The organism is Sanguibacter keddieii DSM 10542, assembly GCF_000024925.1.
Taxonomy (GTDB): domain Bacteria; phylum Actinomycetota; class Actinomycetes; order Actinomycetales; family Cellulomonadaceae; genus Sanguibacter; species Sanguibacter keddieii.
The window spans coordinates 1756823-1783022 of sequence record NC_013521.1; the positions used below are offsets into that span (position 1 = coordinate 1756823).

22 protein-coding genes are annotated in these 26200 nt (G+C 72.1%); 13 read left to right on the forward strand and 9 right to left on the reverse strand.

Features of this window, described 5'->3' with window-relative positions; genetic code table 11:
* Window positions 1–123 precede the first annotated feature (123 nt).
* Both SKED_RS20500 and trpD read left to right on the forward strand, forming a co-directional pair.
* Entirely contained in the window at window positions 124–564 is a 441-nt protein-coding gene (locus tag SKED_RS20500) for a response regulator transcription factor (protein ID WP_012866576.1), read from the forward strand.
* A gap of 8 nt (window positions 565–572) precedes the next feature.
* Window positions 573–1619 (forward strand): anthranilate phosphoribosyltransferase, encoded by a 1047-nt coding sequence (gene trpD, locus SKED_RS20505; protein WP_217168017.1) that lies wholly within the window; start codon window positions 573–575, stop codon window positions 1617–1619.
* Window positions 1620–1640: 21 nt separating this feature from the next.
* Here trpD and SKED_RS07705 read toward each other — a convergent pair whose 3' ends face one another.
* The 3 genes from SKED_RS07705 to SKED_RS07715 form a co-directional block, all read right to left on the reverse strand.
* Window positions 1641–1922, reverse strand: a complete 282-nt coding sequence (locus SKED_RS07705) for an Lrp/AsnC family transcriptional regulator (RefSeq protein WP_012866578.1) — start codon at window positions 1920–1922, stop codon at window positions 1641–1643.
* Between the two features lie 55 nt (window positions 1923–1977).
* Window positions 1978–3828, reverse strand: a complete 1851-nt coding sequence (locus tag SKED_RS07710) for a DEDD exonuclease domain-containing protein (protein ID WP_012866579.1) — start codon at window positions 3826–3828, stop codon at window positions 1978–1980.
* Between the two features lie 108 nt (window positions 3829–3936).
* Window positions 3937–5757, reverse strand: coding sequence for an AMP-dependent synthetase/ligase (locus SKED_RS07715; RefSeq protein ID WP_012866580.1), 1821 nt, complete (start codon window positions 5755–5757; stop codon window positions 3937–3939).
* 139 nt (window positions 5758–5896) lie between these two features.
* Here SKED_RS07715 and SKED_RS07720 point away from each other — a divergent pair, with 139 nt between their 5' ends.
* Complete coding sequence (locus SKED_RS07720) at window positions 5897–6841, forward strand: ROK family glucokinase (protein ID WP_012866581.1); 945 nt, start codon at window positions 5897–5899, stop codon at window positions 6839–6841.
* 78 nt (window positions 6842–6919) lie between these two features.
* Here SKED_RS07720 and SKED_RS19960 read toward each other — a convergent pair whose 3' ends face one another.
* Complete coding sequence (locus SKED_RS19960; protein WP_143755690.1) at window positions 6920–7567, reverse strand: hypothetical protein; 648 nt, start codon at window positions 7565–7567, stop codon at window positions 6920–6922.
* Window positions 7568–7641: 74 nt separating this feature from the next.
* On the opposite strand from SKED_RS19960, the gene SKED_RS07730 reads away from it, so the two are divergent.
* The 3 genes from SKED_RS07730 to SKED_RS07740 all read left to right on the forward strand — a co-directional run bounded on the left by SKED_RS07730 (window position 7642) and on the right by SKED_RS07740 (window position 11076).
* Window positions 7642–8421, forward strand: a complete 780-nt coding sequence (locus tag SKED_RS07730) for a lysophospholipid acyltransferase family protein (RefSeq protein WP_012866583.1) — start codon at window positions 7642–7644, stop codon at window positions 8419–8421.
* Window positions 8422–8503: 82 nt separating this feature from the next.
* Window positions 8504–9727, forward strand: coding sequence for a pyrophosphate--fructose-6-phosphate 1-phosphotransferase (locus SKED_RS07735; RefSeq protein WP_012866584.1), 1224 nt, complete (start codon window positions 8504–8506; stop codon window positions 9725–9727).
* Entirely contained in the window at window positions 9724–11076 is a 1353-nt protein-coding gene (locus SKED_RS07740) for a class II 3-deoxy-7-phosphoheptulonate synthase (RefSeq protein ID WP_012866585.1), read from the forward strand. The genes SKED_RS07735 and SKED_RS07740 overlap by 4 nt, the downstream gene beginning before the upstream one ends.
* 117 nt (window positions 11077–11193) lie before the next feature.
* On the opposite strand, the gene SKED_RS07745 is transcribed toward SKED_RS07740, so the two are convergent.
* Together SKED_RS07745 and SKED_RS07750 are read right to left on the reverse strand one after the other, a co-directional pair.
* The gene (locus SKED_RS07745) at window positions 11194–13359 is read right to left on the reverse strand and encodes a Stk1 family PASTA domain-containing Ser/Thr kinase (RefSeq protein WP_012866586.1); all 2166 of its coding nucleotides are present in this window, start codon (window positions 13357–13359) and stop codon (window positions 11194–11196) included.
* Between the two features lie 122 nt (window positions 13360–13481).
* Window positions 13482–14726: a LysM peptidoglycan-binding domain-containing protein gene (locus SKED_RS07750; RefSeq protein ID WP_012866587.1), complete on the reverse strand. Its 1245-nt coding sequence runs from the start codon at window positions 14724–14726 to the stop codon at window positions 13482–13484.
* A 259-nt stretch (window positions 14727–14985) separates the two neighbouring features.
* Here SKED_RS07750 and SKED_RS07755 point away from each other — a divergent pair, with 259 nt between their 5' ends.
* Entirely contained in the window at window positions 14986–15462 is a 477-nt protein-coding gene (locus SKED_RS07755) for an Rv2175c family DNA-binding protein (RefSeq protein ID WP_012866588.1), read from the forward strand.
* Between the two features lie 55 nt (window positions 15463–15517).
* Here the strand turns inward: SKED_RS07755 and SKED_RS07760 are convergent, their stop codons facing one another.
* Window positions 15518–16627: a polyprenyl synthetase family protein gene (locus SKED_RS07760; protein WP_012866589.1), complete on the reverse strand. Its 1110-nt coding sequence runs from the start codon at window positions 16625–16627 to the stop codon at window positions 15518–15520.
* 188 nt (window positions 16628–16815) lie between these two features.
* Here SKED_RS07760 and SKED_RS07765 point away from each other — a divergent pair, with 188 nt between their 5' ends.
* The 3 genes from SKED_RS07765 to SKED_RS07775 all read left to right on the forward strand — a co-directional run bounded on the left by SKED_RS07765 (window position 16816) and on the right by SKED_RS07775 (window position 20366).
* Window positions 16816–17970: a DUF4192 domain-containing protein gene (locus tag SKED_RS07765; protein WP_012866590.1), complete on the forward strand. Its 1155-nt coding sequence runs from the start codon at window positions 16816–16818 to the stop codon at window positions 17968–17970.
* Between the two features lie 105 nt (window positions 17971–18075).
* On the forward strand, window positions 18076–18486 hold the full coding sequence (locus SKED_RS07770) for a universal stress protein (RefSeq protein ID WP_012866591.1): 411 nt from the start codon (window positions 18076–18078) through the stop codon (window positions 18484–18486).
* Window positions 18487–18815: 329 nt separating this feature from the next.
* Window positions 18816–20366 (forward strand): RNA polymerase sigma factor, encoded by a 1551-nt coding sequence (locus SKED_RS07775; RefSeq protein ID WP_012866592.1) that lies wholly within the window; start codon window positions 18816–18818, stop codon window positions 20364–20366.
* A 113-nt stretch (window positions 20367–20479) separates the two neighbouring features.
* On the opposite strand, the gene SKED_RS07780 is transcribed toward SKED_RS07775, so the two are convergent.
* Both SKED_RS07780 and SKED_RS07785 read right to left on the reverse strand, forming a co-directional pair.
* Entirely contained in the window at window positions 20480–20935 is a 456-nt protein-coding gene (locus SKED_RS07780; protein ID WP_012866593.1) for a hypothetical protein, read from the reverse strand.
* A gap of 303 nt (window positions 20936–21238) precedes the next feature.
* Window positions 21239–21460 (reverse strand): DUF7455 domain-containing protein, encoded by a 222-nt coding sequence (locus SKED_RS07785; RefSeq protein ID WP_012866594.1) that lies wholly within the window; start codon window positions 21458–21460, stop codon window positions 21239–21241.
* A 202-nt stretch (window positions 21461–21662) separates the two neighbouring features.
* Here SKED_RS07785 and SKED_RS07790 point away from each other — a divergent pair, with 202 nt between their 5' ends.
* From SKED_RS07790 to SKED_RS18940, 3 genes are all read left to right on the forward strand, one after another.
* Window positions 21663–23792 (forward strand): DNA gyrase/topoisomerase IV subunit B, encoded by a 2130-nt coding sequence (locus tag SKED_RS07790; protein ID WP_012866595.1) that lies wholly within the window; start codon window positions 21663–21665, stop codon window positions 23790–23792.
* Window positions 23793–23940: 148 nt separating this feature from the next.
* Window positions 23941–24996 carry a GNAT family N-acetyltransferase gene (locus SKED_RS07795; protein WP_143755691.1) on the forward strand — a complete coding sequence of 352 codons (1056 nt, stop codon included), beginning with the start codon at window positions 23941–23943 and terminating at the stop codon, window positions 24994–24996.
* A 139-nt stretch (window positions 24997–25135) separates the two neighbouring features.
* A complete protein-coding gene (locus SKED_RS18940) occupies window positions 25136–26200 on the forward strand; it encodes a prenyltransferase/squalene oxidase repeat-containing protein (RefSeq protein ID WP_012866597.1) in 1065 nt (354 codons plus the stop codon).

The window sequence follows — 26200 nt, forward strand, 5'->3', positions numbered from 1 at the left end:
TCAGGAGACCTGGCATCACCCCACATCATCCAGCACGACGGTCGCCCCTGTCTCGTGAGCACGGTGCACGGCACCTCGCGCGCGAGGGGTACGGCCGCCCGGCGAGAGCGAGGACCGAGACCCATGTCAGACGCAGGCAGCGCAGCGAGCACCGAGACCACCCCCGTCCGCACGGTCCTGCTCTACTCGGACGACTCGACGGTGCGCGACGCGGTGCGTGGGGCTGTGGGCTCGGTCGCCGACGCGGGTGGCACCAGGATCCGGTGGGTCGACGTCGCCACCCACGCGGAGGTCGTCCGGCTGGCGGACCTCGGCGGGGTCGACCTGATGATCCTCGACGGCGAGGCGGACAAGGCCGGCGGCATGGGCGTGTGCCGGCAGCTGAAGAACGAGATCTTCGAGTGCCCGCCGGTCGTGCTGCTCACCGGTCGCCCGCAGGACGCCTGGCTCGCCTCGTGGTCGCTCGCCGACGTCGCCGTGCCGCGCCCCCTCGACCCGATCGAGCTGCAGCGCGTGGTGCGTCGTGTGCTCGCCGGGGACGTCGTCGCCGGGGCCGCGCTGTGACCGCTGGTCTGCCGACCGTGGCCTCGTGGCCAGACCTCACCTCCGTGCTCGTGGGCGGTGGCGACCTCAGCGCCGACCAGACGGCGTGGGCGATGGGCTCGGTGATGTCGGGCGGAGCCACCCCCGTGCAGCTGGCCGGGTTCCTCGTCGCGCTGCGCGCCAAGGGCGAGACGGTCGCCGAGCTGACCGGGCTGGCCGACGCGATGATCTCGCACGCGGTCCCGTGCCGGGTCGAGGGTCGCACCCTCGACATCGTGGGGACCGGCGGCGACCGCGCCCACACCGTCAACATCTCGACCATGGCGGCGATCGTCCTGGCCGGGACCGGCATCACGGTCGTCAAGCACGGCAACCGGGCCTCGTCGTCGTCCTCGGGCTCGGCCGACGTGCTCGAGGCGCTCGGCATCCGGCTGGACCAGCCGGCCGACCGCGTCGCCGAGATCGCGTCCGAGGTCGGCATCACGTTCTGCTTCGCCCAGGTGTTCCACCCGTCGATGAAGCACGCTGCTGCCGCGCGCCGTGACCTCGGGATACCCACGGCCTTCAACTTCCTCGGCCCGCTGACCAACCCGTCGCGGCCCCGGGCCACCGCGGTCGGCGTGGCCGACGCGCGCATGGCCCCGATCGTCGCGGGCGTGTTCGGCGCACGCGGCACCCAGGCCCTCGTGTTCCGCGGTCAGGACGGGCTGGACGAGCTGGCCGCCACCTCGGTCGCCGACGTGTGGGAGGTGCGCGACGGCCAGGTCACGACCTCGACGCTCGACGCGGTGGCGGAGCTCGGGCTCACGCCAACCACGGTGGAGGACCTGCGAGGCGCAGACGCGGCCTACAACGCCGGTGTCGCCCGGAGCCTGCTCGACGGTGCCGGGGGACCGGTGCGCGAGACGGTGCTGCTCAACGCGGCGGCCGCGCTCGTGGCCGACGGGAGCCTGGACGGCACCGCCGAGGGGACCCTGCCCGAGCGTCTGCTGGCCGGCGTGCGTCACGCGGCCGGGTCGATCGACTCGGGTCGGGCAGCCTCCGTCCTCGAGCGCTGGGCAGCGGCGGCGGCCTGACGCTCTGCTGGTGCGGCGTCCTCAGTCTTCGAGGCCGAGGGCGAACGCCGCGTCCAGGTCGCTGCTGGAGAACTCGCGGAAGGCGAGGTACGTCCGGGTGCGTCGCACGCCGGGGACCTTGCTGATCCGGTCGGCGATGACGTCGGCGAACTGGTTGTGGTCCTGGACGTGGACCATGGCGATGAGGTCGACCTCGCCGGTGACCGAGTAGACGGCCGAGACGCCCTCGACCTCGGCGATCTTCGTCGCGGCCTCGGGGATGAGTGCCTGGTCGGTGTCGATCATGACGATGGCGGTAGGCACGGTCTGTCTCCTCGTGGACGGCGGTCGCTCGGTGCGTCGTCCCAGTATGCCGCGCTCAGGACACCGCGGACACGACGTCGGCGGTGGTCCGGCCGACCACGTACCGCTCGGCGCCGGCCACGGGGCAGGTGAGCCCGAGGTCGCTCTCGACGAGCCGCACGCCCTCGGACCGCAGCCACGCGACCACGAGGTCGGTCTCCTCCGGGTGGCAGGCAGGGCCGGCCGAGGTCGGGGCCGGGACGTGCTCGGCGGCTGCGACGGCCGCCTCGACCGCGGCCAGCGGGTCCTCGCCGTGCCGGCACACCGCCGTCGTGGCGAGGCGCCCGTAGCGCACCACGACGATCTCCCACCCGGCGGCCGACGTCGGCCGGGCCGCGACGATCTGGGCGCTCGCCACGACCGGCGCGAGCCGCTGGGCGCGCGCAGCACCGGCGAGGAAGGCCTCCAGCCGGTCACGGTCCGTCCCGGCGTCCTCGAAGCGCTGCTGCTCCACGTGCTCGGCGATCCTCCGGGCCAGGGCGGCGACCACAGGGCTCGGGTCGTGCTCCATGGACCGGACCAGCCCGGCGACCACGTCGGCGTAGTCGTCGTCCGGAGCCGTCGTGGGGCGCGAGGACGGGCGCACGCACGGGGCGGAGCAGCGTCCCATCTCGGCCAGCACGCACGCCGACGCCGTCGCCGACGGCAGGGCGGGCAGCTTCTTGGTGCACTGGCGCACCTGGTGCGCCGACTGGAGCGCCTCGACGGCCTCGGTGGCCCGGGCGCGGGAGACGAAGGGGCCGACGACGGGCTCGCCGAGCGCGGCGGTGCCGTCGCGCACGACCGTCAGCCGGGGGTACGCCTCTGACGACACCCGGACCCAGTGCATCCGCTCGGGGTGCTTGGACCGACGGTTGTACCGCGGGGCGTGCTCGGTGATGAGCCGCAGCTCGCGCACCCGTGCCTCGAGCGCGGTCGCGCACGGGACGGCCCTGACGGTGACGGCGAGGCGGATCATCTCCGTCATGCGGCCGCGCTTCTCGGCGGCCGTGAAGTAGCTCCGCACGCGGGTGCGCACGTCCGTCGAGGTCCCGACGTAGAGGACCTCGTCCTGCGGGCCGACGAACATGTACACCCCAGGACCGCTCGGCATGCCGTCGGCGAGGTGCCGACGCCGTCGGACGTCGGCGGGGACCGGGTCGGTGGCGGTCGCGAGGTCTTCGAGGTGCGTGATGCCCAGCGGCGCCATGCGGTCGAAGAGCGCGTGCATCACGTCGACTGTCGCCCGGGCGTCGGACAGTGCCCGGTGGTCCGGGGTGATGGTCGCCCGGAAGAGCGCCGCGAGGGTCCCGAGCTTGTGGTTCGGCGCCTCGTCGCGGGTGACGACCCGCCGGGCGAGGGGGACCGTGTCCAGGACCTGGTTCCCCGGCCAGGCGAGGTCCATGCTCCGCGCCGCGGCCTTGAGGAACGAGATGTCGAAGGGGGCGTTGTGCGCGACGAGGACGGTCCCGCGGGCGAACTCGAGGAACGACGGCAGGACGAGCTCGATCGAGGGGGCGCTCGAGACCATGAGCGTGGTGATGCCGGTGAGGCGGGCGATGAAGGCCGGCACCGGGTGCCCAGGGTTGACCAGGGACTGGAACTCGCCGATCACCTCGCCGCCGCGGACCTTGACCGCACCGATCTCGGTGATGCCCGCGTCCTTCGACGATCCGCCGGTCGTCTCGAGGTCGACCACCACGAAGGTCACCTCGCTCAGGGGCGTTCCGAGCTCGTCGAGGCCGAGCTGGACCGGGGTGCCGGTCGTCTCGACCTCGGCAGGCCCCCGCAGGAGACCGGTGGCAGGGCGCAGGGCGCCCGAGAGGCGCTTCCCCGCCGCCCGGGCTCCGGGTGCCGGTCTCAGGTCGCTGGAGGGCTGCGCGTGCATGCCGGTGAGACTACGGTGCCCCACCGACACGCAGCGTCAGCAGCGTGTCGGTGGGGCAGCGTCCCAGCCCGGGCCTCCGACGGCAGCGGTGCCCGGCAGCGGTGCCCGTCAGTGGTGCTCGGCGTGCGCGGCCTCCGCGTAGAGCGCCTCGACGGTGTCGCCGAAGTCCGCGAGGACGAGCGAGCGCTTCACCTTGAGCGAGGGTGTGAGGTACCCGTTCGCGACCGTGAAGTCCGACGGCAGGAGCGTGAACTTGCGGATCGACTCCGCCCGGGACACCGTGCGGTTGGCGCGCTGCACGCCCGCGTCGATCGACGTGAGGACGTCCGTGTCGTCGAGCGCCTGCTCGAGCGACATCGCCGGCTTGCCGTGCGCGCTGAGCCAGCCCGGCAGGCTCTCGACGTCGAGGGTGACGAGCGCGGCGATGAACGGCTTGGCGTCGCCGACCACCACGACCTGGCTGACGAGGGGGTGCGACCGGAGCCGGTCCTCGAGCACGGCGGGTGCGACGTTCTTGCCGCCGGCCGTCACGATGATCTCCTTCTTGCGGCCGGTGATCCGCAGGTAGCCGTCGTCGTCGAGCGTGCCGATGTCGCCCGACCGGAACCACCCGTCGTCGGTGAAGGCCGCCGCGGTCGCCTCGGGGTTGTTGCGGTACCCGCGGAACACGTGGGGCCCGGTGAGGAGGATCTCGCCGTCGGGGTCGAGACGCACGCCGTGCCCGGGGAGCGGCGGGCCGACGGTGCCGATCTTGCTCAGGCCCGGCAGGTTGACGCTGGTGGGGGCTGTCGTCTCGGTGAGGCCGTAGCCCTCGAGCACCACGAGGCCGACCCCGCGGTAGAAGTGGCCGAGCCGCTCGCCGAGGGCCGCGCCGCCCGAGACCGCGTGCTTGACGTCGCCGCCGAGGGCAGCCCGGATCTTGGAGAGCACGAGCGTGTCGGCCACCTTGTGGCGTGCGCGGAGCACGAACCCGGGGCCGGCCGGGTTGTCGAGCGCCCGGGAGTACGAGATGGCCGTCGCGGCGGCCCAGCGGAAGATCTTCCCCTTGCCCCCGGCGACGGCCTTCTGCTCGGAGGAGTTGTAGACCTTCTCGAAGACCCGGGGGACCGACAGGATGTACGACGGCTTGAAGCTCGCGAGGTCCTCCAGCAGGGTCGTGGTGTCGGGCGTGTGCCCGAGGACCGAGCCGGCGGGGACGACGAGGACGTGGATGAACCGCGCGAACACGTGCGCCAGCGGCATGAACAGCAGCGTCCTGCGGGTGCCGTGGTGGAGCACCTCCCGGAGCTCCTGCGTGGCGTTGACCGTGAGGGCGTAGAAGTTCCCGTGCGTCAGCTCGGCACCCTTGGGCCGACCGGTGGTGCCCGAGGTGTAGATGACGGTCGCGACGTCGTCGAGGACGGCGAGGGCGCGGCGCCGCGCGATCTCGGCGTCGGGGACCTCGGCGCCCGCGGCGACGAGCTCGTCGACCGCTCCGTCGTCGAGGACGTGCACCGAGCGCAGGCCCGGCGCGGACCCGCGGACCTCGGCGACGGTCGCGGCGTGCTCGGCGGTCTCGGTCACGAGGAGGCGGACGTCCGCGTCGGTGAGGATCCACTCGACCTGGTCGGCGCTCGAGGTCTCGTAGAGCGGCACCGTGACCGCGCCAGCAGCCCAGATCGCCCAGTCGAGCAGCGACCACTCGTAGCGCGTGCGCGACATGATGCCCACGTGGTCGCCGGGCTCGACGCCCAGGGCGACGAAGCCCTTGGCGACCGCGACGACCTGGGCGTCGAACTCCCGTGCCGAGACCGAGGTCCAGGACCCGGTCGTCTCCTTGCGTTCCATGAGCGGTTCGTCCCCCGAGACCGCGATCCTGCTGGCCAGCAGATCGTTGAGGTTCTCTCCCGGATCGACGGTGATCAGGGCGGGTGTGCGGAACTCGTCCATGCTGACTCCAGTGGCAGTGGTCGACGGGGCTTCGAGACTAGCCGGTCGACGGGTGTGCGGCGACACGCCAGACCTGAGTACGCTGCTGTGCGGGTCGCACAGGGATGCGGCATTCGTCGAGCTGAGTGAGGAACTGTTCATGCACGCCATCGGGGTCGACATCGGCGGGACGAAGATCGCGGCCGGGGTGGTGGACGAGAAGGGTCAGATCCTCGCCCAGACCCGTGTCAGCACGGAGCCCGACGATGCCTCGAGCATCGACCGCGCGATCGCCGAGGTCTACCGCGAGCTCTCCAAGGACCACGAGATCGGCGCCGTCGGCCTCGCCGCCGCCGGGTTCGTGAGCGCCGACCGGACGTCGGTGAACTTCGCCCCCAACATCGCGTGGCGCGACTACCCGATCGCCGACCGGGTCGGGGCTCTCATCGGGACCGACGTGCCGATCGTCGTCGAGAACGACGCCAACGCCGCCGGGTGGGCGGAGTTCCGCTTCGGCGTGGGCCAGGACGCGAGCGACATGCTCATGCTCACCGTCGGCACCGGGCTCGGGGGAGCGGTCATCGTCGACAACCAGCTCGTCCGCGGCCGCTGGGGCGTCGCCGCCGAGGTCGGCCACATGCGCGTGGTCCCGAGCGGCCACTACTGCGGCTGCGGCCACGAGGGCTGCTGGGAGCAGTACGCCTCCGGCTCCGCCCTGGTCCGTGACGCCCGTGCTGCGGCGATCGCCCGCCCGCGCGACGCAGCGCACCTGCTCGACCTCGTCGACGGCAAGGCCGACGAGATCAACGGCCCGCTGGTCACCATGGCGGCCCAGTCCGGCGACCCGCTGTCGATCGAGCTCCTCGCCGAGCTCGGACGGTGGATCGGTGAGGGGGCGGCCTCGGTCGCCGCCCTGCTCGACCCGGAGATCATCGTCATCGGCGGGGGCGTCGGCGCAGCGGGCGACCTGCTCGTCAAGCCGGCCCGCGAGGCCTACGGCCAGGCGCTGCCCGCCCGGGGCCACCGCCCCGAGGCCCGCATCGACCTCGCGGCCCTCGGGAACGAGGCCGGGATCGTCGGCGCCGCCGACCTCGCGCGCCGCTGAGGGTCGTCGAGACCGACCCGAGGTCCGCAGACCTCTGCGACGAGCCGCTCACCCCTGAGGGGTGAGCGGCTCGTCGTGTCAGACGACCGCGCCGCCGTTCCCGGAGTCGTCGTCCCGGTGCGTCGGCAGGCGCCAGGCGAGCACGCCGGCCCCGGCGAGGAAGACGGCGACGAGGGCGACGTAGAACGTGGTCGGCGCGCTGCGCCAGAGCACCAGCGCGAGGACCGCGAGCACGGGGGCCACGACCACGGCGAACCAGCCGAGGTTCCGCATCCGGTCGGCGCTCAGCTCGAAGTCCGGGTCGGGCGGGACGAAGTGGTCCTCGGCCTCCTGGAGCGCCTGCGCCTCCTCGCCGATCACCCAGTCGCGGTGCCCCGAGGCCTGCGGGCGGGGCGCGGGCTCCGGGGTCGCGTCGGCGGGCGGGTCGACCCACGGGGCCACCGGGAAGTCGAAGGCGTGAGACTCCGCCGCAGGTGGCGCGGTTAGATCGCTGCCCGAATCCGTGGAAAGATCGGAGAGTTCTGCGACGATCTCCTCCCAGGCCGCGTCGGTCTGGTGCTGGTCCATCGGGCTGCGGTCCTGAGCACGGTAGCCTCGGGGCTGCTCGTCCGCAGGGCTCAGGGGGTCGTCGTCAGCAGGCTCGGCGGCGGGTTCGCCGTCGGGTCGCTCGGACGGGTCTGGCTGCTCGCCCGACGGGTTCGCGGGATCATCGGTGGTTCCTGACATGGGGATCACTCTAGAGTCGGTTGCGAGTCCCGCAGAGGCGAGGCGCACGAGGAGGCGGGTTGTTCTACTGGCTGATGAAGCGAGTCCTGGTCGGACCGCTTCTGAGACTCATGTTCCGACCCTGGGTGCGCGGGCTCGAGAACATCCCCGGCGACGGCCCCGCGATCATCGCGAGCAACCACCTCGCCGTCATCGACTCCTTCGTCCTCCCGCTCGTCCTCGACCGCGAGATCGTGTTCATCGGCAAGGCGGAGTACTTCTCCGGGACCGGCCTCAAAGGCCGCATCACCGCGGGCTTCATGCGCGGGGTCGGCACCATCCCGGTCGACCGCTCCGGCGGCAAGGCCAGCGAGGCCGCCCTGCGGACGGGCCTCAACCGTCTGAACGACGGCGGGCTGTTCGGCATCTACCCCGAGGGCACCCGCAGCCCCGACGGGCGCCTCTACCGCGGCAAGACCGGCGTCGCCCGCCTGGCGCTCGAGTCCGGCGCACCCGTGATCCCCGTCGCGATGATCGGCACCGACAAGGCCCAGCCGATCGGCAAGCGCCTGCCCAAGCCGATGCGCATCGGCATCGTCATCGGCGAGCCTCTCGACTTCTCCCGGTACTCCGGGATGGAGAACGACCGCTTCATCCTGCGCTCGGTGACCGACGAGATCCTGTACTCGCTCATGAGCATCTCGGGCCAGGAGTACGTCGACATCTACGCCGCCACGCAGAAGGCCCGGATCGCGGCCGGGGTCAAGGCGACCCAGGCCGGCCCCGCCACCCCCAGCGCGCCCGGCGGGCGCCAGGCACCCGACGTCCAGGTGCCGGAACCGCCCCAGGAGACCCCCGGTCCGTCAGTAGACTGACGGCCGGTTGTACGAACGATTCCAGCGCCCGCCCTGCGCGCACCTGCGCGCTCACGGCCGGGCACGATGAGAGGTTGATCCCATGACGGTCCGTCGCGTTGCGCTCCTCACGGCAGGCGGCTTCGCCCCGTGTCTTTCCTCCGCTGTAGGTGGCCTCATCGAGCGCTACACGGAGCTGGCGCCCGAGGTCGAGATCATCGCCTACCAGCACGGCTACCACGGCCTGCTGACCGGGAACACGATCGTCATCGACGAGGAGACCCGCAAGAACGCCGGTGTCCTGCACCGCTTCGGCGGCTCGCCGATCGGCAACAGCCGCGTCAAGCTCACCAACGCCGCCGACTGCGTCAAGCGCGGGCTCGTCCAGGAGGGCGAGAACCCGCTGACCGTCGCGGCCGAGCGCCTCAAGGCCGACGGCGTCGACGTCCTCCACACCATCGGCGGCGACGACACCAACACGACGGCTGCCGACCTCGCCGCGTACCTCGAGGAGAACGGCTACCACCTCACGGTCGTCGGCCTGCCCAAGACGATCGACAACGACGTCGTGCCGATCAAGCAGTCGCTCGGTGCCTGGACCGCTGCCGAGGAGGCTGCGCACTTCGCGGAGAACGTCATCGGCGAGCACCGCTCGGGCCCGCGCATGCTCATCGTGCACGAGGTCATGGGGCGTCACTGCGGCTGGCTCACGGCGGCGTCCGCCGCGTCCTACCGCAAGAACCTCGACACCAAGGAGTGGGTCCCGGGCATCGGCCTCACCAAGGAGCGGTGGGACATCCACGCGGTGTTCCTCCCCGAGCTCGCGCTCGACATCGAGGCTGAGGCGAAGCGCCTGCGCACCGTGATGGACGAGGTCGGCAACGTCAACATCTTCCTCTCCGAGGGTGCGGGCATGAACGAGATCGTGGCCCAGCTCGAGGCGTCGGGCGAGACCGTCGAGCGCGACCCCTTCGGTCACGTCAAGCTCGACACCATCAACCCGGGTGCCTGGTTCGCCAAGCAGTTCGCCGAGCTCCTCGGTGCCGAGAAGACCATGGTGCAGAAGTCCGGCTACTACTCGCGCGCCGCGGCCGCGAACGCCGAGGACCTGCGCCTCATCAAGTCGATGACGGACCTCGCCGTCGACTGCGCCTTCCGCGGCGAGTCCGGCGTCATCGGGCACGACGAGGAGGACGGCGACCGTCTCAAGGCGATCGCGTTCCCGCGGATCGCCGGCGGCAAGGCCTTCGACGTGCAGCAGCAGTGGTTCGGCGAGCTGCTCGGCGAGATCGGCCAGGACCTGGTGCCCGCCCCCGCCCACTCATGAGCGTGACCGTCGATCCCGAGATCGCCGCGGGGCTCGACCACTTCCGCACGCTCGTCGCCGGGCAGCAGCCCGTGTGGCCTGACGCAGAGCACCTGGGGTCGGTCAGCGAGCGTCTCGCGGCCGTCCCGCCGCTCGTCGTGCCCGCGCAGCTCGAGACGCTCACCGAGCGTCTCGCGGCTGCCGGGCGCGGCGAGGCGTTCCTGCTGCAGGGCGGCGACTGCGCCGAGACCTTCGCCGAGGCGAACGCGGACCGCGTCCGCAACAAGGTCCGGACGATCCTGCAGATGGCCGTCGTGCTGACCCACGGCGCGAGCATGCCCGTGGTGAAGATGGGGCGCATGGCGGGGCAGTACGCCAAGCCGCGCAGCTCGAACGACGAGACGCGCGACGGCGTGACGCTGCCCGCGTACCGCGGCGACATGGTGAACGGGCACGCTTTCACCGAGGACGCCCGGGTCCCCGACCCGGAGCGGCTGCTGCAGGGGTACACGATCTCGGCGGCGACGCTCAACGTGGTCCGTGCGCTGACGACGGGCGGCTTCGCCGACCTGCGCCAGGTGCACGAGTGGAACCGCGGCTTCATGACGAACCCGGCCTACGCGCGCTACGAGCGGACGGCGGCCGAGATCGACCGGGCGATCCGCTTCATGGCGGCCTGCGGGGCAGACTTCGAGGCGCTGCGGACGGTCGAGTTCTTCGTCAGCCACGAGGCGCTGCTGCTCGACTACGAGCGTGCTCTCACGCGCGTGTCGTCGCAGACCGGTCTGCCCTACGACTCGTCCGGCCACTTCCTGTGGATCGGCGAGCGCACCCGGCAGCTCGACGGGGCGCACGTGGACTTCCTGTCGCGGATCTCGAACCCGATCGGCGTCAAGCTCGGCCCGACCACCACCGGGGACGACGCGCTGCGCCTGCAGGAGCGGCTCAACCCTGACGGCGTCCCGGGCCGGCTGACCTTCATCACCCGGATGGGTGCGTCGAAGATCCGTGAGGCGCTGCCGCCGATCGTCGAGAAGGTCACCCGGGAGGGCGGCCCGGTCACCTGGGTCACCGACCCGATGCACGGCAACACGATCACCTCTGACTCGGGCTACAAGACGCGCCGCCTCGAGGACGTCCTCGACGAGGTGCGCGGGTTCTTCGAGGTGCACCGTGGCCAGGGCTCCGTCCCCGGTGGGCTGCACGTCGAGCTGACCGGCGACGACGTCACCGAGGTGCTGGGCGGGAGCGAGGAGATCGACGACGCCGGGCTCGCGCTCCGGTACGAGACCCTCGTCGACCCGCGCCTCAACCACCAGCAGTCGCTGGAGATGGCGTTCCAGGTCGCCGAGATGCTCCAGGCCCGCTGAGCGCGACACAGCGGAGGACGACGCAGCACGACGTAGGCCCGCTCACCGTCCGGCGAGCGGGCCTTCGTGCGTCTGGGAGACCGTGCGTCTGGCAGGGTGCGAGGGGGGTGCGAGGCGTCAGAGCCGCAGCGTGATCGTCGAGCCCTGGCGCAGCTGGGTGCCCGGGTCGCTGCTCTGCGAACGGACCTCGTTGCCGAAGACGCCCAGCCAGTAGACGACGTCGACGGTGAAGCCCGCGTCCTCGAGCTCGGCCTTGGCCTCTGCCACCGGCTTGGCGATGACGTCGGGGACCGTGACGAAAGGCAGCCCGAGGGAGACGGTGAGGGTGATCTCGGCGCCGCGCTGCGACTCGGCACCGTCCTCGATGCTCTGCGAGACGACGGCACCTTCGGGGACGTTCTCGTCGTACGCCTCCTCGGTGACGACCGAGATGTCGAGGGCCGCGAGCTGCTCGGTGGCCTCGTCCAGCGTCAGGGAGACCACGGAGGGCACGGTGACGGGCTCGGGGCCCTTGGAGATGGTGAGGACGACAGGCTCGTTGTGGGGGAGCGTGGCGCCCTCCGCGACGGACAGGCTGAGCACGACGCCGACCGGGACGTCCGTGCTCCACTGCTCCTCGCCGGTGATCTGCGTGAAGCCGGTCGAGCGCAGCGCTGCCTCGGCATCGGCCGACGGGATGTTCGTCAGGCCTTCGGGGACGACGAAGGTCTCGATGCCCTGGGAGACGACGAGCTCGACGGAGCCGTCCTTGGGGATCCTGTCGCCCTCGGCAGGGCGTGCGTCGACGACGGTCCCTTCGGGGACGGTGTCGCTGAAGGCCTCGGTGGTGCTCGACCCGAGGCCCGCGGTGGTGAGGGCGGTGACGGCGTCGTCGGCCGGGACCGCGACGAGACCCGCCGGGACCTCGGTGTAGTGGCCAGGGCCAGAAGAGAACCACCACGAGGTCGCGGCCGCGCCGCCGCCGCCGAGGAGCAGCACGACCAGCAGCGTCCACAGCAGCGCGCGTCGGCGGCGGCGGACGCGCGGGCGGTCGTCCTCGGGGCTCTCCTGGTCGAGCTCGCCGGCACCGATGGTCAGGGCGATGGTCGAGCCGTGCCCGACGTGGGACAGCGACTGGGTGAGGTTCTCGGCCTGCTGGGTGTGGCTCTCGGCGCGCGGCGGTCGGACGGTCGCAGTCTCTGCGCTGCCGGTCCTGTCGCTGCCGCGACCGGTGAGGTGGGCGGTGCTGACCGTGCCGACGACGCTGCCGACGGTCGGCGGCTCCGAGGGCTCCGGTGACGGGGCGCGCGCCGGGCCGGTCGCACCGGTCGCGGTGAGCAGTGCTGACAGGTCGGCGGAGTCGTGGTCGTCGGAGTCAGGACCGTCATCTGCGCCAGAGGCTGCAGGTGTCTCTGCCGCTGGGCTGGCCGGCCGGTCGGCGCGGCGTCCGAGCATGTCGCCGTCCAGCTCTGCGCGGACCCGCCGGAGGTAGGCGAGCGCTGCGGTCGCGTCGACGGGGCGGTCGTCGGGAGTCCTCGCTGCGAGGGCGCACGTGAGCTCGTCGACCTCGACCGGGAGCCAGGGCACCATGGTCGACGGAGCCGGGACGGAGCTGTTGACGTGCTGGAAGGCCACCTGGATGGGGGTCGCCCCGGTGAAGGGCGGGGCCCCGGTGAGCATCTCGAAGAGCATCACGCCGACGGCGTACACGTCGGTCCGGGTGTCGCACTGCCCGGTCGCGATGAGCTCGGGGCCCAGGTACGCGACGGTGCCCAGGATGGTGCCCGTGGCGGTCGAGGTCACCTCGGTGACGGCGCGGGCCAGCCCGAAGTCTGCGACCTTGATCCGCCCGTCGGTGGCCAGCAGGATGTTCTCGGGCTTGATGTCGCGGTGCACCAGGTCGTGGCGGTGGGCAGCGGCGAGCGCGTCGAGGACGTGCTCGACGACGTCGAGGGCCTCGCCGACGGTGAAGGGCCCCTCGTCCTGCAGGCGGTGCCGCAGGTTCGTCCCGTCGATGTACTCCATCGTGAGGTAGCTGGTCTCGCCGTCGACACCCTGGTCGTAGACGGCCACCAGACCGGGGTGGGTCAGCCGGGCGGCGGCGCGTGCCTCGCGGCGGAACCGGGACACGAAGTCGGCCCCGGAGGCTCCGTCGGCCAGGTGCGGGTGCATGACCTTGACCGCCACCTCGCGGTCGAGGCGACGGTCGGTCGCGAGGTACACGGTCGCCATCCCGCCGCGCGCGATGCGTTCGAGCACCTCGTAGCGCCCGTCGACCAGCCGGCCGACGAGTCCATCAGTCACAGTGCTTCCCACGGCGAAGATCCTACGGTGGCGGGGGGTCGTGCGCAGGGATGCGCGCACTCTGGACGCAGGTTCTGCACACGCGCACGGGCCTGGAGGCGCCCGTGCGCGTGCTTGTCAGGTCACCTGTACTGGTTTGCGAGGGTCTGCACGTTGGCGACGTAGCGGCGGGTGTCGTCGAACATGCCGTTGTTCCGGACCGAGGTCTGGCCCTGGTAGTAGCCGGCGATCGCGGTGTCGACCGACGGGCTCGTCGCGAGCAGGCGCGCGAGGATCGCGACGCCCGCCGTGACGTTGTCCTGCGGGTCGAGGAGGTTGAGGTCGTGCCCGACCATGTCCGAGGCCCAGTCGCCCGAGCTCGGGATGACCTGCATCGTGCCGATGGCGTTGGCGGGGGAGACGGCCCGCTGGTCGAAGCCGGACTCCTGGGTGGCGATCGCCAGCGCGAGCGCCGGGTCGACGCCGTGCGCGCGGGCGGTGCTGCGGACCATCGACTGCATGTCGGCCTTGGAGGGGACGGACATGGCGTTGAGGGTGGCCTTGTTGTCGTTGGCCGCGGAGACCACGTCGCGCGAGTAGGTGCGACCGAGGAAGGTGTCTCCGACGAGGGGCTTGTCCGAGGTCACCTGGACCGGCGGCGAGGCGGACGAGACGGTCGTGACCGTCGGTGCGGCCGCGCCGGTGGCGGGGATGGTGAGGGTCTGGCCGATGCGGATGAACCCGCGGGCGTCGAGGCCGTTGGCGGAGACGATGGCCGAGGTGGACGTCCCGGTGGCGCGGGCGATCGCCGAGACCGTGTCTCCGGCGGCGACGGTGTGCGTCCCGGCGGGTGCGGCGGTCTGCGTCGCCGGCGCGGCCTGGGCCGTGCTGCCGGCGCCGGGGATGGTGAGCGTCTGGCCGATGCGGATGAACCCGCGGGCGTCGAGGCCGTTGGCGGAGACGATCGCGGAGGTGGACGAGCCGGTGGCGCGGGCGATCGCGGAGACGGTGTCCCCGGCGACGACGGTGTGGCTGCCGGCAGGTGCGGCGGTCGGGGTCGCGGCAGGTGCCGAGGTCGCCGAGGTGCCGGACGGGATGGTGAGCGTCTGCCCGGCGCGGATGCGGTACTGGGCGTCGAGGCTGTTGGCGGAGCGGATGGCCTGCGCGCTCGTCCCGGTGTCACGGGCGATCTGGCTCACGGTGTCGCCGTTGCGGACCTCGTAGCCCTCGTCGGCCGATGCTGCGGACGCCGAGGCCGCGATCGACGCGGCGGCGAGCGCCACGCCGGTGGTCCCGTAGCGGAGCGCGTAGCGCCCGATGGTGCGCTGCAGGCTCGGCGTGGTGGCGTCGGTGTCGGCTGCGAGCGTGGCGCTGCTGCGAGCTGGCATGAGTGTTTCCGATCTGTCGTCCGGTGCCTGTCGCGCGGGGCGAGGGCGGGCACGGGTGTGGCTCGGGTCTGGCGCGGGAGTGGCACGTCGGCGGGCACTGGTGCTCATGTGACACGTGGTTCATGTGGTGATCGTGTGACTGATGGTACTGGAGTGATCTTTGTCGCGCTCGGCGCATGCGTCAAGGCGGCGTCCAGCGGGCTCCGGGCGAGCGCCCAGCACGGCGCACCGTGGTGCCGGCTCCCCGTAGGCTGTACGGGTGAACACGACCGAGCAGAACCCTCTCGACCCCACCGACGCGCCGTCCGCGCACGACCTGGAGACCGCGCGCATCGACGCGCTGGTCGGGGAGTGGCTGAGCCTGCCCGTGGTCGCCGAGAAGCTCGGGACCTCGACCTCGTCGGTCCGCAACGCGCTCGGCGAGCGCCGCATCGTCGGGATGCGTCGCGGCGAGCGCAACGTCTTCGGCATCCCCGCCGCGTTCCTCGTGCCCTCGCACCTGTCGAACCCGGCCGACGTCAAGCAGGTCCGTCTCACCGCAGACGGCACGGAGAAGATCATCATCCTCCCGGCGCTCAAGGGCACGGTGATCCTGCTCGGGGACCTCGGTCTGAGCGACGAGGAGATCGTCTCGTGGCTCTTCAGCGACGACGCCATGCTCGGCGAGTCGCCGATGGCTGCGCTGCGCGCCGGCCGCAAGAGCGCCGTCCGCCGTGCGGGTCAGGCGCTCGGCTAGCAGGCAGCAGCCCGTAGCGGCCCGGGTCAGCCGGGGCGCCGCCTGCTCTCGTGGCTCAGGCGGCGCGCTGGACCGCCGCCCGGGCGAGGTCGCCGAGGGTCTCGACCGCGGGGCCCGAGAGGCCTGACGACTCGAGGGTCGCCAGGGCGCTGCCGCTGAGCGTCTCGATGAGCTGCTCGACCTCGTCGACGGCGCCGGTCTCGCGGATCGTGCGCTGCATCTTCTCCACGTCCGAGGCGGTGAGGTCGGGGGCGCCGAGCCTCGACGCGAGCTCTGCGCGCTCGACGGGGCCGAGGGCACGCATCGCTCGGACGACGAGGAGCGTGCGCTTGCCCTCTCGCAGGTCGTCGCCCGCGGGCTTGCCGGTCGCCTCCGGGTCTCCGAAGGCGCCGAGCAGGTCGTCGCGGAGCTGGAAGGCCTCGCCGAGAGGGAGGCCGAAGGCGCTGCAGGTCGCGAGCTGCTCCGCGTCGGCTCCGGCGAGCGCGGCGCCGATCGCGATCGGGCTCTCGACGCTGTAGCGCGCGGACTTGGACCGGACGACCTCGCGAGCCCGCCGCTCGTCCGCGTCGAAGTCGTCGGTCCACGGGAGCATCTGTGCGTGCATGTCGAGGTACTGCCCGACGGTCACCTCGGTACGCATCTGGGTGAACAGCGACCTGGCCGGCGCGACGGCTGCCGCGGGGACGTCCCTGACCGCCCGGAGGAACTCGTCCTCGCTGGCCACCAGGCTGAGGTCGCCCAGCAGGATCGCGGCCGAGAGGCCGAACTGGTCGGCGTCGCCGGACCACCCGGCGTCGCGGTGCCGGGCCGCGAAGGTGCGGTGCGCGGTCGGGACGCCACGGCGGGTGTCCGACCGGTCCATGACGTCGTCGTGGAACAGCGCGGCCGCCTGGAAGAGCTCGAGCGCGGCGCCCACGCCGACGATGCTCGCCGCCTCGGCGCCGCCGGGCGCCCCGCCGTGCGCGCGCCACGACCAGTACGCGAAGGCGGCGCGCAGCCGCTTGCCGCCGCGCAGCATCTGGGACCAGGCGTCGGCGAGAGGGTCGGCGTCGCCGCTGATGCCGGCGAGGACGGTGCGCTGCTCGGCGAGCACCGCGCGCAGCCGGGTGTCCACCTGCTCTCGGAGGTCTTCACGGTCGACGAGAGGCTGGGCGAGGGATGACATGCCCTGAGCCTAGAGGTGGACGGCCGGTGCGGGCGTACGTGCGGTGGTCGTGTCGGCAGCTCCTCGTCGCGGTGTGGGGCGGAGTGCTGCGGGAACGTCCCGTCCACAGCAGGTGTGCGCGGACCTCCTGTCCACAGTCGGCGGGCCGACGGCTGCCGAGCCCTCCGACGGAGAGCGAGGCTGCCGTCATGTCCTTCACACTTCGGGTCGACGAGCCCCGCGAGCTGCTCGCCCTCGTCCCCTTCCAGCTCGGCTTCCACCCCACCGAGAGCGTCGTCCTGGTGAGCCTGCGGCACCCGCACGGGCAGGTCGGGCTCGTGGCGCGGGCCGACCTCGCAGACCTCGCCGACCGCGACGTCGGTCGCGCCGTGGCCGACCGGCTGGTGGGTCACCTGCTGTCCGACGGAGCATCCGCCACGGTCATGGTCGTCTACACCGGCGAGACCGTCGCCCGGCGACCAGACCCGCTCTGCGACGTGTGGCGCGTCCGCCGCACGGTCCAGGAGGCGGCCGGTGCTCTTCGGCTCTCCGGGACCTGGGTTGTCCAGCCCACCGGGTACCGCCGGCTCGGCTGCCTCGACCTCGGGTGCTGCCCGCCCGAGGGGCGGTCTCTCGACGAGCTCGGTTCCACCCAGGTAGGAGCGCACATGGTCCTCGCGGGCGCCTCGGTCAGCGCGTCGCGGGACACGCTCGCGCACGTCCCGTCGGCGGACGAGGCAGACCTGCGCCGGTCGCGGGCGGCGGGGGTGGCGTGGACACGCGCCCGGGCCGCCGACGGCCTGCGAGGACCGGCGCACGTCGACTGGCTCGAGCGCAGCCTGGCCCTCTGGCGGCTCGCTGTCGAGGGGCGAGCGACCGCTGCCGAGCTGGGGCAGCTCGGTGCGGCGCTCGAGGACGTGGTGCTCCGGGACGCCGTGCTCCTCTCCTTCGTGCCCGGGGCGGACAGCCTCCCCGAGGACCTGGTGCGGTCCGTGGGTGCTGGCGGTCCGTCCAGCAACCAGAGCGCCGGGAGTGCCGACGGTGCTGGTGGTGCCGACAGCACGGGCGTGGCCGTCGGCGACGCGGTCGCGTCGATCATCGACCCGGGGGTGGGCGTGCGACCTGGAGACGACGCCGAGCGTGCGAGACGCGCCCTCGAGCGGGTCGTCGCCCACCGGGACGACCCGAGCGCCCCCGCGAGGACGCTGCTCGCGCTCATCGCCTGGTGGGGTGGCGACTCGGCGCTGGCCCGGGCGCACCTCGAGCGGGGGGACGCCCGTGCCCGCTACAGGCTCGCGCAGCTGCTGCGCCGCGCCGTCGACGCAGGCCTGCCTCCGGGCTGGGCCGCGGCCGGGGCGGCATGACGCGCACCGTCGCGTGCCTACCAGGTGCCACCGGGCCGGTCGTTCGGGTAGTTTCAGACGGGCCGACGCCGACCAGGCGGTGGCAACGAGTCTTCGGAGGGCTGCATGAGCGTCGTCGTCGGGTATCTCGCAACGGTCGAGGGGCGTCAGGGCCTCGATGCCGCGGTCGTCGAGGCGGGGCGTCGCGGGACGGGGCTCGTGGTGGTCGTCACGGAGAAGGGCGGCACGCCGGCGCCGGACGCGGTCGAGCAGCGCGACCTCGAGCTCGAGGTCCTCCGCCGCACCGCGGAGGCCGCCGGGGTCGCTGTCGACGTCCGGGTCCTGGGCGAGAAGCGCGACGTGGCCGAAGACCTCATCGCCGTCGCCGAGGAGGTGGACGCCGAGGTGATCGTCATCGGCCTGCGCCGCAGGAGCCCGGTGGGCAAGCTGATCCTCGGGTCCAACGCGCAGAAGATCCTGCTGGGCAGCCCGTGCCCCGTCCTCGCCGTCAAGCCGGCGCGGAGCACGCCCGCCTGAGCCGGGCGCGGAGCACACCGCCTGAACCTGGCGCGGAGCGCACTGCCTGCCTCGGGAATCATCCGGGCTGGCCGGACGTTGTCCGGGCAGTGCGCGGCGCCCGCCGTGCACCACGCGCACCGCCGGCGGCGACCCTGCCGGGCGGCCGCGCGAGACGCCTACGAGTCGAGTCGGCCAGAGGTCGTCCGGCACGTCCTGACGTGCCCGGGCGCGCACCGGCCGGACGGTCCGCCGAGTATAATGGTGGTTCTCCGGCGGCTTCGATGAGTCCCCCAGACCATCGTCCGAGCCCGCCGACCCTGACTCCCTGAGATGCCGAAAGGTCGTTTGTGGCGCCCATCTCTGCGAATCCCGCCCTCCCGCGCGAATTCGAGCACCCTGCTCTGCAAGAACTCATCCGCCGTGGCTCGACCCACGGCCGTGTCGACGCAGAGTCCTTCCGCGACGCCTGCGAGCAGGCGCAGGTCGCTGACGCCAAGCGCCTCAAGACGGTGTTCCGCGCGCTCGTCGCGGCCGGGGTCGACGTCGACCTCCCGACCTCGACCGTCGCCGCGGCGTCGACCACCCGGGCCACCAGCACCACTGCGCGCGCGGTGAAGAAGGCGGCGCCCAAGAAGGCTGCCGCCGTGACCACGCGCACCGTCGGCGAGCCCGCCCCGGAGCCCACCGAGGTGACCGGGTCGACCGTCGCCGCCGAGTCGGTCGCGGCCGAGGCCGGCGACGCCCCGGTGACCACCACCAAGCGTGCACCGCGCAAGACGGCCGCGAAGGCTGCCCCCGCCAAGCGCGGACGCCGCAAGGCCGACGACGTCGACGAGGCCGAGCAGGCCGAGCCCGAGGCCGAGGAAGGTGAGGCGGGGGAGAGCCCGGCCTCCGCCAAGAAGCAGGAGACCGAGGCCGCAGGCGGCTTCGTCTACTCCGACGCCGACGACGACGACCAGCCCGCCCAGCAGGTCGTCACCGCAGGAGCGACCGCCGACCCGGTCAAGGACTACCTCAAGCAGATCGGCAAGGTCGCCCTCCTCAACGCCGAGCAGGAGGTCGACCTCGCCAAGCGCATCGAGGCCGGTCTGTTCGCCGAGGAGCGGCTCAGCGCCCCTGACGCCTCCTTCGCGCCGAAGGCCCGCCGTGAGCTCGAGTGGATCGCCGGTGACGGACGTCGTGCCAAGAACCACCTGCTCGAGGCCAACCTCCGCCTGGTCGTCTCGCTGGCCAAGCGCTACACCGGCCGCGGGATGCTGTTCCTTGACCTCATCCAGGAGGGCAACCTCGGCCTGATCCGTGCCGTCGAGAAGTTCGACTACACCAAGGGCTACAAGTTCTCGACCTACGCCACGTGGTGGATCCGCCAGGCGATCACGCGTGCGATGGCCGACCAGGCCCGCACCATCCGCATCCCGGTGCACATGGTCGAGGTCATCAACAAGCTCGCCCGTGTCCAGCGCCAGATGCTCCAGGACCTGGGCCGCGAGCCCACGCCGGAAGAGCTCGCCAAGGAGCTCGACATGACCCCGGAGAAGGTCGTCGAGGTCCAGAAGTACGGCCGCGAGCCCATCTCCCTGCACACCCCCCTCGGCGAGGACGGCGACAGCGAGTTCGGTGACCTCATCGAGGACTCCGAGGCGGTCGTCCCCGCGGACGCCGTGAGCTTCACGCTCCTCCAGGAGCAGCTCCACCAGGTCCTCGACACGCTCTCCGAGCGTGAGGCCGGCGTGGTCTCCATGCGCTTCGGCCTGACCGACGGCCAGCCGAAGACGCTCGACGAGATCGGCAAGGTCTACGGCGTCACGCGTGAGCGGATCCGCCAGATCGAGTCGAAGACCATGTCGAAGCTGCGTCACCCGAGCCGCTCCCAGGTGCTGCGCGACTATCTCGACTGATTGTCCGGGCTGGCCTCGAGAAGGCCAGGCTGTGGGTACGAGCCGACGAGAAGAGCCCGCCCACGTCCGAGAGGACGTGGGCGGGCTCTTCTCGTGCGTCAGACGGAGGGGGCTCAGCCGGTGGCGAGGTCGCAGAGCAGGGGGCTCTGGACGCTCCCGACGATGTCGCCCTGCCACACGGACGCGAACTCGGTGCTCGACCCGAAGTCGTCGAACACGAGGCCGACGCCACGCGCCGTCGGGTCGTCCGGCAGGCCGAGGGATGGGAGCGCGGCGTCCTGGCAGCTCAGGTCCATCGGAGCGACATCGTAGCCAATGTCCGCGAGCTGCTGGACGGTGAGGTCGAAGGCCTCGTCGCCGTCGGCGGCCGGGGCCACCGCGAGCCACGTCACGACGACGGTCTCCCCGGGGCTCGGGCTGTACTCGGGCGGAGCGGTGGGCGGTGCTGCGGAGGTCGTCGGGGAGGTGGTCGAGGAGGGCGTGGTCGGAGTGTCGCTGTCACCGGTGCACCCGGTCAGGACGCTCACGACGAGGGCGGCGGCGAGACCGCAGGCAGGTCGGTAGAGCATGCCCCGACGATCTCACGCGAAGACCGCTCCGGCCGGTCGAGGACGCGTTCTGGCGCAGTGGCGTCGCTCACCCGCCGCAGGGTGTCCACCGCCCTCGGCCGGGCGAGTCGTGCATCGATGGAGAAAAGTCCCGCGAGACGGGTCTCTGCGCAGGTGGGGGCGCCTCGGACGCCGGGTGCGGGTGGCTCCGGTCGGGCTCGTCGGCGCACCGGTCCGCCGACGACTCCCCAGACGACGAGAGCGCCGGTCCTGACCCGCGGTGGCGGGTGAGGACCGGCGCTCTGCCGGTGCGGGGAGGGAGGGTCAGCCGCGTGCGGCCGAACCAGCGCCGTGCTCGGCGAGCAGGCGGTCGGTCTCGTCCTGGACGTGGGTCGCGACCGAGGAGAAGGCCTCAGAGTGGGCTCGCGCGTGGTGCGCGCAGAAGAACAGCTCTCCCGAGGGGAGCTGCACGCGTACGTAGGCCTGAGCGCCGCAGCGGTCGCAGCGGTCGGCCACGGTCAGGGTCTCCGTCGTTTCTGTAGTCACACCAGTATGTAACCACCTCGGGGCCAGATCATTCCCCTCAGGATCGGGTGGTTCGCTCCCCGCGTATTCGTCCGGGCCCGGGAGGTCGTCGTCCCGGCAACGCCACGTGACGCCAGCGGGAGCACCGGCGCGGCTGCGGCAGGTCGGCGACGCGCTGCCTGCGCTACCGGTCGTGTCAGCGTCACCTACTAGGCTCAGGGTCGTGACGACCGCATCCGCTGAATCCAGCTACACCTCTCGGCACCTCTCCGTCCTCGAAGGGCTCGAGGCGGTGCGCAAGCGACCGGGCATGTACATCGGGTCGACCGACTCGCGCGGGCTCATGCACTGCCTCTGGGAGATCATCGACAACTCCGTCGACGAGGCGCTCGCCGGGCACTGCACCCGTATCGGCATCGTGCTGCACGCTGACACCTCCGTGACCGTCACCGACGACGGTCGAGGCATCCCCGTCGACATCGAGTCGAAGACCGGGCTCACCGGCGTCGAGGTCGTCTTCACCAAGCTGCACGCCGGCGGCAAGTTCGGCGGCGGGTCCTACACGGCGTCGGGTGGTCTCCACGGTGTGGGCGCCTCCGTCGTCAACGCGCTCTCCGCACGCCTGGACGTCGAGGTCGACCGGGCGAGCAAGGTCCACAAGATGACCTTCCGGCGGGGCGAGCCCGGGCTGTTCGACGACCCCAAGACCGGGCCGAGCCCCGACTCTGCGTTCACGCCCTTCGTCAGCAACTCCGAGCTCGCGATCGTCGGCAAGGCCAAGCGGGGGACCACGGGCACCCGGGTCCGCTACTGGGCGGACCGCCAGGTGTTCCCCAAGACCGCGGTGTTCGCCTACGACGAGCTGGTGACGCGCGTGCGCCAGACCACGTTCCTCGTCCCGGGCCTGACCATCACGGTGCGCGACGAGCGCGGCCTCGAGGGGACCCCGGGCGCCGACGGCCCGCACGAGGAGACCTTCGTGCACCACGGCGGGACGGTCGACTTCGTCGAGTTCCTCGCGCCCGACACACCGGTGACCGCCACGTGGCACCTCACCGGTGAGGGCAGCTTCAAGGAGACCGTCCCGGTCCTCGACGACCGCGGTCACATGGTGGCCCAGGAGGTGTCGCGCGACTGCGAGGTCGACCTCGCCCTGCGCTGGGGGACCGGCTACGACACCGAGGTCCGGACCTTCGTCAACATCATCTCGACGCCCAAGGGCGGCTCGCACCTCTCCGGCTTCGAGGCTGGCCTCCTCAAGGTGATGCGCAAGGCCGTCGAGACCAACGCGCGCAAGCTCAAGGTGTCGACCAAGGACAACGCCGAGCGCATCGAGAAGGACGACGTCCTCGCAGGGCTGACGGCCGTGCTGACGGTGCGCCTGGCCGAGCCGCAGTTCGAGGGGCAGACCAAGGAGGTCCTCGGGACCGCCCCGGTCCGCGCGATCGTCGCCCGGGTCGTCGAGCAGCAGATCGGCGCCATGCTCACCTCGGCCAAGCGGGACGAGAAGACGCAGGCGGCCCTCCTCATGGACAAGGTCGTCGCCGAGATGCGCGCGCGCCTGTCCGCCCGCAAGCAGAAGGAGATCTCGCGGCGCAAGAACGCCCTCGAGACGAGCTCGCTGCCCACCAAGCTGGCCGACTGCCGCAGCGATGACGTCGCGCGCTCCGAGCTGTTCATCGTCGAGGGTGACAGCGCGCTCGGCACCGCGAAGCTCGCGCGGTCCTCCGACTTCCAGGCGCTGCTGCCGATCCGCGGGAAGATCCTCAACGTGCAGAAGGCCTCGGTGAGCGACATGCTCCGCAACGCCGAGTGCGCGGCCATCATCCAGGTGCTCGGCGCAGGCTCGGGCCGGTCCTTCGACCTCGAGGCGGCGCGCTACGGCAAGGTGGTCCTCATGACCGACGCCGACGTCGACGGTGCGCACATCCGCACCCTCCTGCTGACGCTGTTCTTCCGGTACATGCGCCCCCTGGTCGACTCCGGCAGGGTGTACGCGGCCGTCCCGCCGCTGCACCGGGTCGAGGTCATCGGTGCCGGGTCGCGCAAGAACGAGTACATCTACACGTACTCCGAGGCCGAGCTCGCGGCCGTCCTCAAGAAGCTCGACCGCTCCGGCAAGCGCTACAAGGACGACATCCAGCGGTACAAGGGCCTGGGCGAGATGGACGCCGACCAGCTGGCCGAGACCACCATGGACCCGCGCCACCGCACGCTCCGTCGTGTGACGGCGGAGCACGCGGAGAACGCCGAGCGCGTCTTCGAGCTGCTCATGGGCTCCGACGTCGCGCCCCGCAAGGACTTCATCGTGGCGGGCGCGAGCGATCTCGACCGGGCTCGCATCGACGCCTGAGGTCGTGTCGACGCACGACGACGCGAGGCTCGACGCACCACGACACACGTCTCGACACACATCTCGACGCACGACGACGCACGTCTCAACGCGCCGACAGCGCGGCAATAGCCGTGCCTGCGGGCCAGAGTGTCCTTAGGCTGACCTCATGACAGTCGAGAAGCCCGGCGGTACCCCCGGTGCGACACGTGCCAGCGTCGCGATGCTGCCCGGCGACCTCGGCCTCACCTGGCGCCCCCTCACCACCGCAGACGTCGATGCCCTCTACGAGCTCGTCCTGTCGATGGAGGTCGCCGACAAGCAGCCGTACCGGACCTCCCACGAGGAGGTCGAGGAGATCTTCGAGGGGGACTGGAAGGACGTCTCGGCCGACACCGTGGCCGGCTTCGACACCGACGGCGTCCTGCGTGCCTACGCCTGCCTCGAGGCCCGGCCCGGTGACGAGACCACCCAGCGCGTCTTCGTCATGGGCGGCGTGCACCCGCTGTCCCGCGGTGCGGGCGTCGGCCGTGCGCTGGTCGCCTGGATGACACGGCGCGCCAAGGACATCCTCGAGGCCTCGGACAAGCAGGTGCCCGGGCGCATTGCCGCCTACCTCGAGGACACCTCGCCCGACCACTGGCACCTCTACGAGGCTGCAGGCTTCCAGGCGAACCGCTTCTACTCCAACCTCCGGCGCGACCTCCGGGAGCCGGTGCGCCACCCTGAGCTCGAGCCCGGCCTGCGGATCGTGCCCTGGACCGAGGAGCTCGACGACGAGGTACGCCTCGCCCACAACGACGCCTTCCGCGACCACTGGGGCAGCGAGCCCGCGACCCCCGAGTCCTGGGCGCAGGGGCGGTCGATGTTCGCACCCGGCTGGAGCTTCGTCGCGCTCGACGAGAGCGAGGGGATGCCCACGGTGGCCGCCTACCTGCTCTCGGGACGGTACGAGCAGGACTGGCCCATCGCGGGGTACTCGAGCGGCTACATCGAGACGCTCGGGGTCCGGCGCCAGCACCGCGGGCGCAAGCTCGCCGTCGCGCTGCTCGGTGCGGCGATGGAGGCCTACAAGGAGTCCGGGATGGAGTTCGCCGAGCTCGACGTCGACACCGACAACCCGTCGGGGGCCTTCGGCCTGTACTCCACCCTCGGTTTCACCAAGGCGCAGGGGTCGCGGATGTACTCGATCGAGATCGACCGCGTCGGCGTCCCGCTCGCCTGACGGTCAGCCCCGCAGCGCTGGGACGTGCCGACCTAGACTGCACCCCACCAGGCCCGCGTCGCCGCCTGCTCCACCGACGGCGCACGGCTGCCTCGTCCACCCGTCGTACGACCGAGCCACACCACCGAAGAGGACCCCAGTGAACCGTCGCCCCCACCTGCTGCTCGCCACCTCCGTGACACTGGCTCTCGGGCTGCTCGCTGGCTGCTCCTCGGACGACGGCGACACCACCGCGACCTCTGCGCCTGCCACGACGGACGCGACGACCGACGCGCCCTCCGGGGAGACGAGCGCCCCGGCGGCCGGCGACGGCGATCCCGCGGCGACGGCTGCGGCGACGTGGCTGCAGTCGCAGGCGGCGTCCGGCACGGTCTTCCAGACGGAGTTCGACGGTGTCGCGTACGACGACTACGGCCTGACCGGCGACGTCGTGCTCGCGCTGCTGGCAGCCGACCAGGACGACGCGGCGCAGCAGTACGCGACCGCGCTGACCACGGACGAGGCCGTCGCCGCCTATGTCGGCGACGGGACCACGGCGCAGTACGCGGGCGCGACCGGCAAGCTGCTCGCCGTCGTCGACGCGGCCGACCTGCCGACCACCAGCATCGGCGGACGCGACCTCGTCGCCGAGCTGCTCGCTCTCCAGACGGACGAGGGCCGGTTCTCCGACCTCGGCGCCGACGACTACTCGCAGACCATCTCGCAGTCGTGGGCCGTCGCTGCGCTGGCCACCCAGGACGCCGCACCGCAGGCGGCCGTCGACTACCTCGCGGCGCAGCAGTGCGAGGGGTCGGGCTTCCCCGCCCAGCTGTCGAGCACCGCGCCCGCCGACTGCACGCCCGACGTGGACGCGACCGCCTTCGCGGTGTCCGCCCTCGTCGTCGCGGGGACCGACGACGACGCGCCGGTCGTCGTGCAGGCCCTCGCCTGGCTCGACTCGGTCGGTGCCACGGACGACGCCGGTACCTCGTGGGCCTCGGCCGACAGCGACGGGCCGAGCATCAACAGCACCGCGGTGGCCGTCTCCGCGCTCGAGGACGGCGACGCCGACGCGAGCGCCGCGATCTCATGGCTCGTGGCCCAGCAGGTCACGGAGGGCGACGACGCCGGAGCGTTCCTCCTCGCGGACGAGCCGGACGTGCGCACCACCGCCCAGGCCGCCGTCGCCCTCGCGGGCGAGGGCCTCGACGACCTGCTCGGCTAG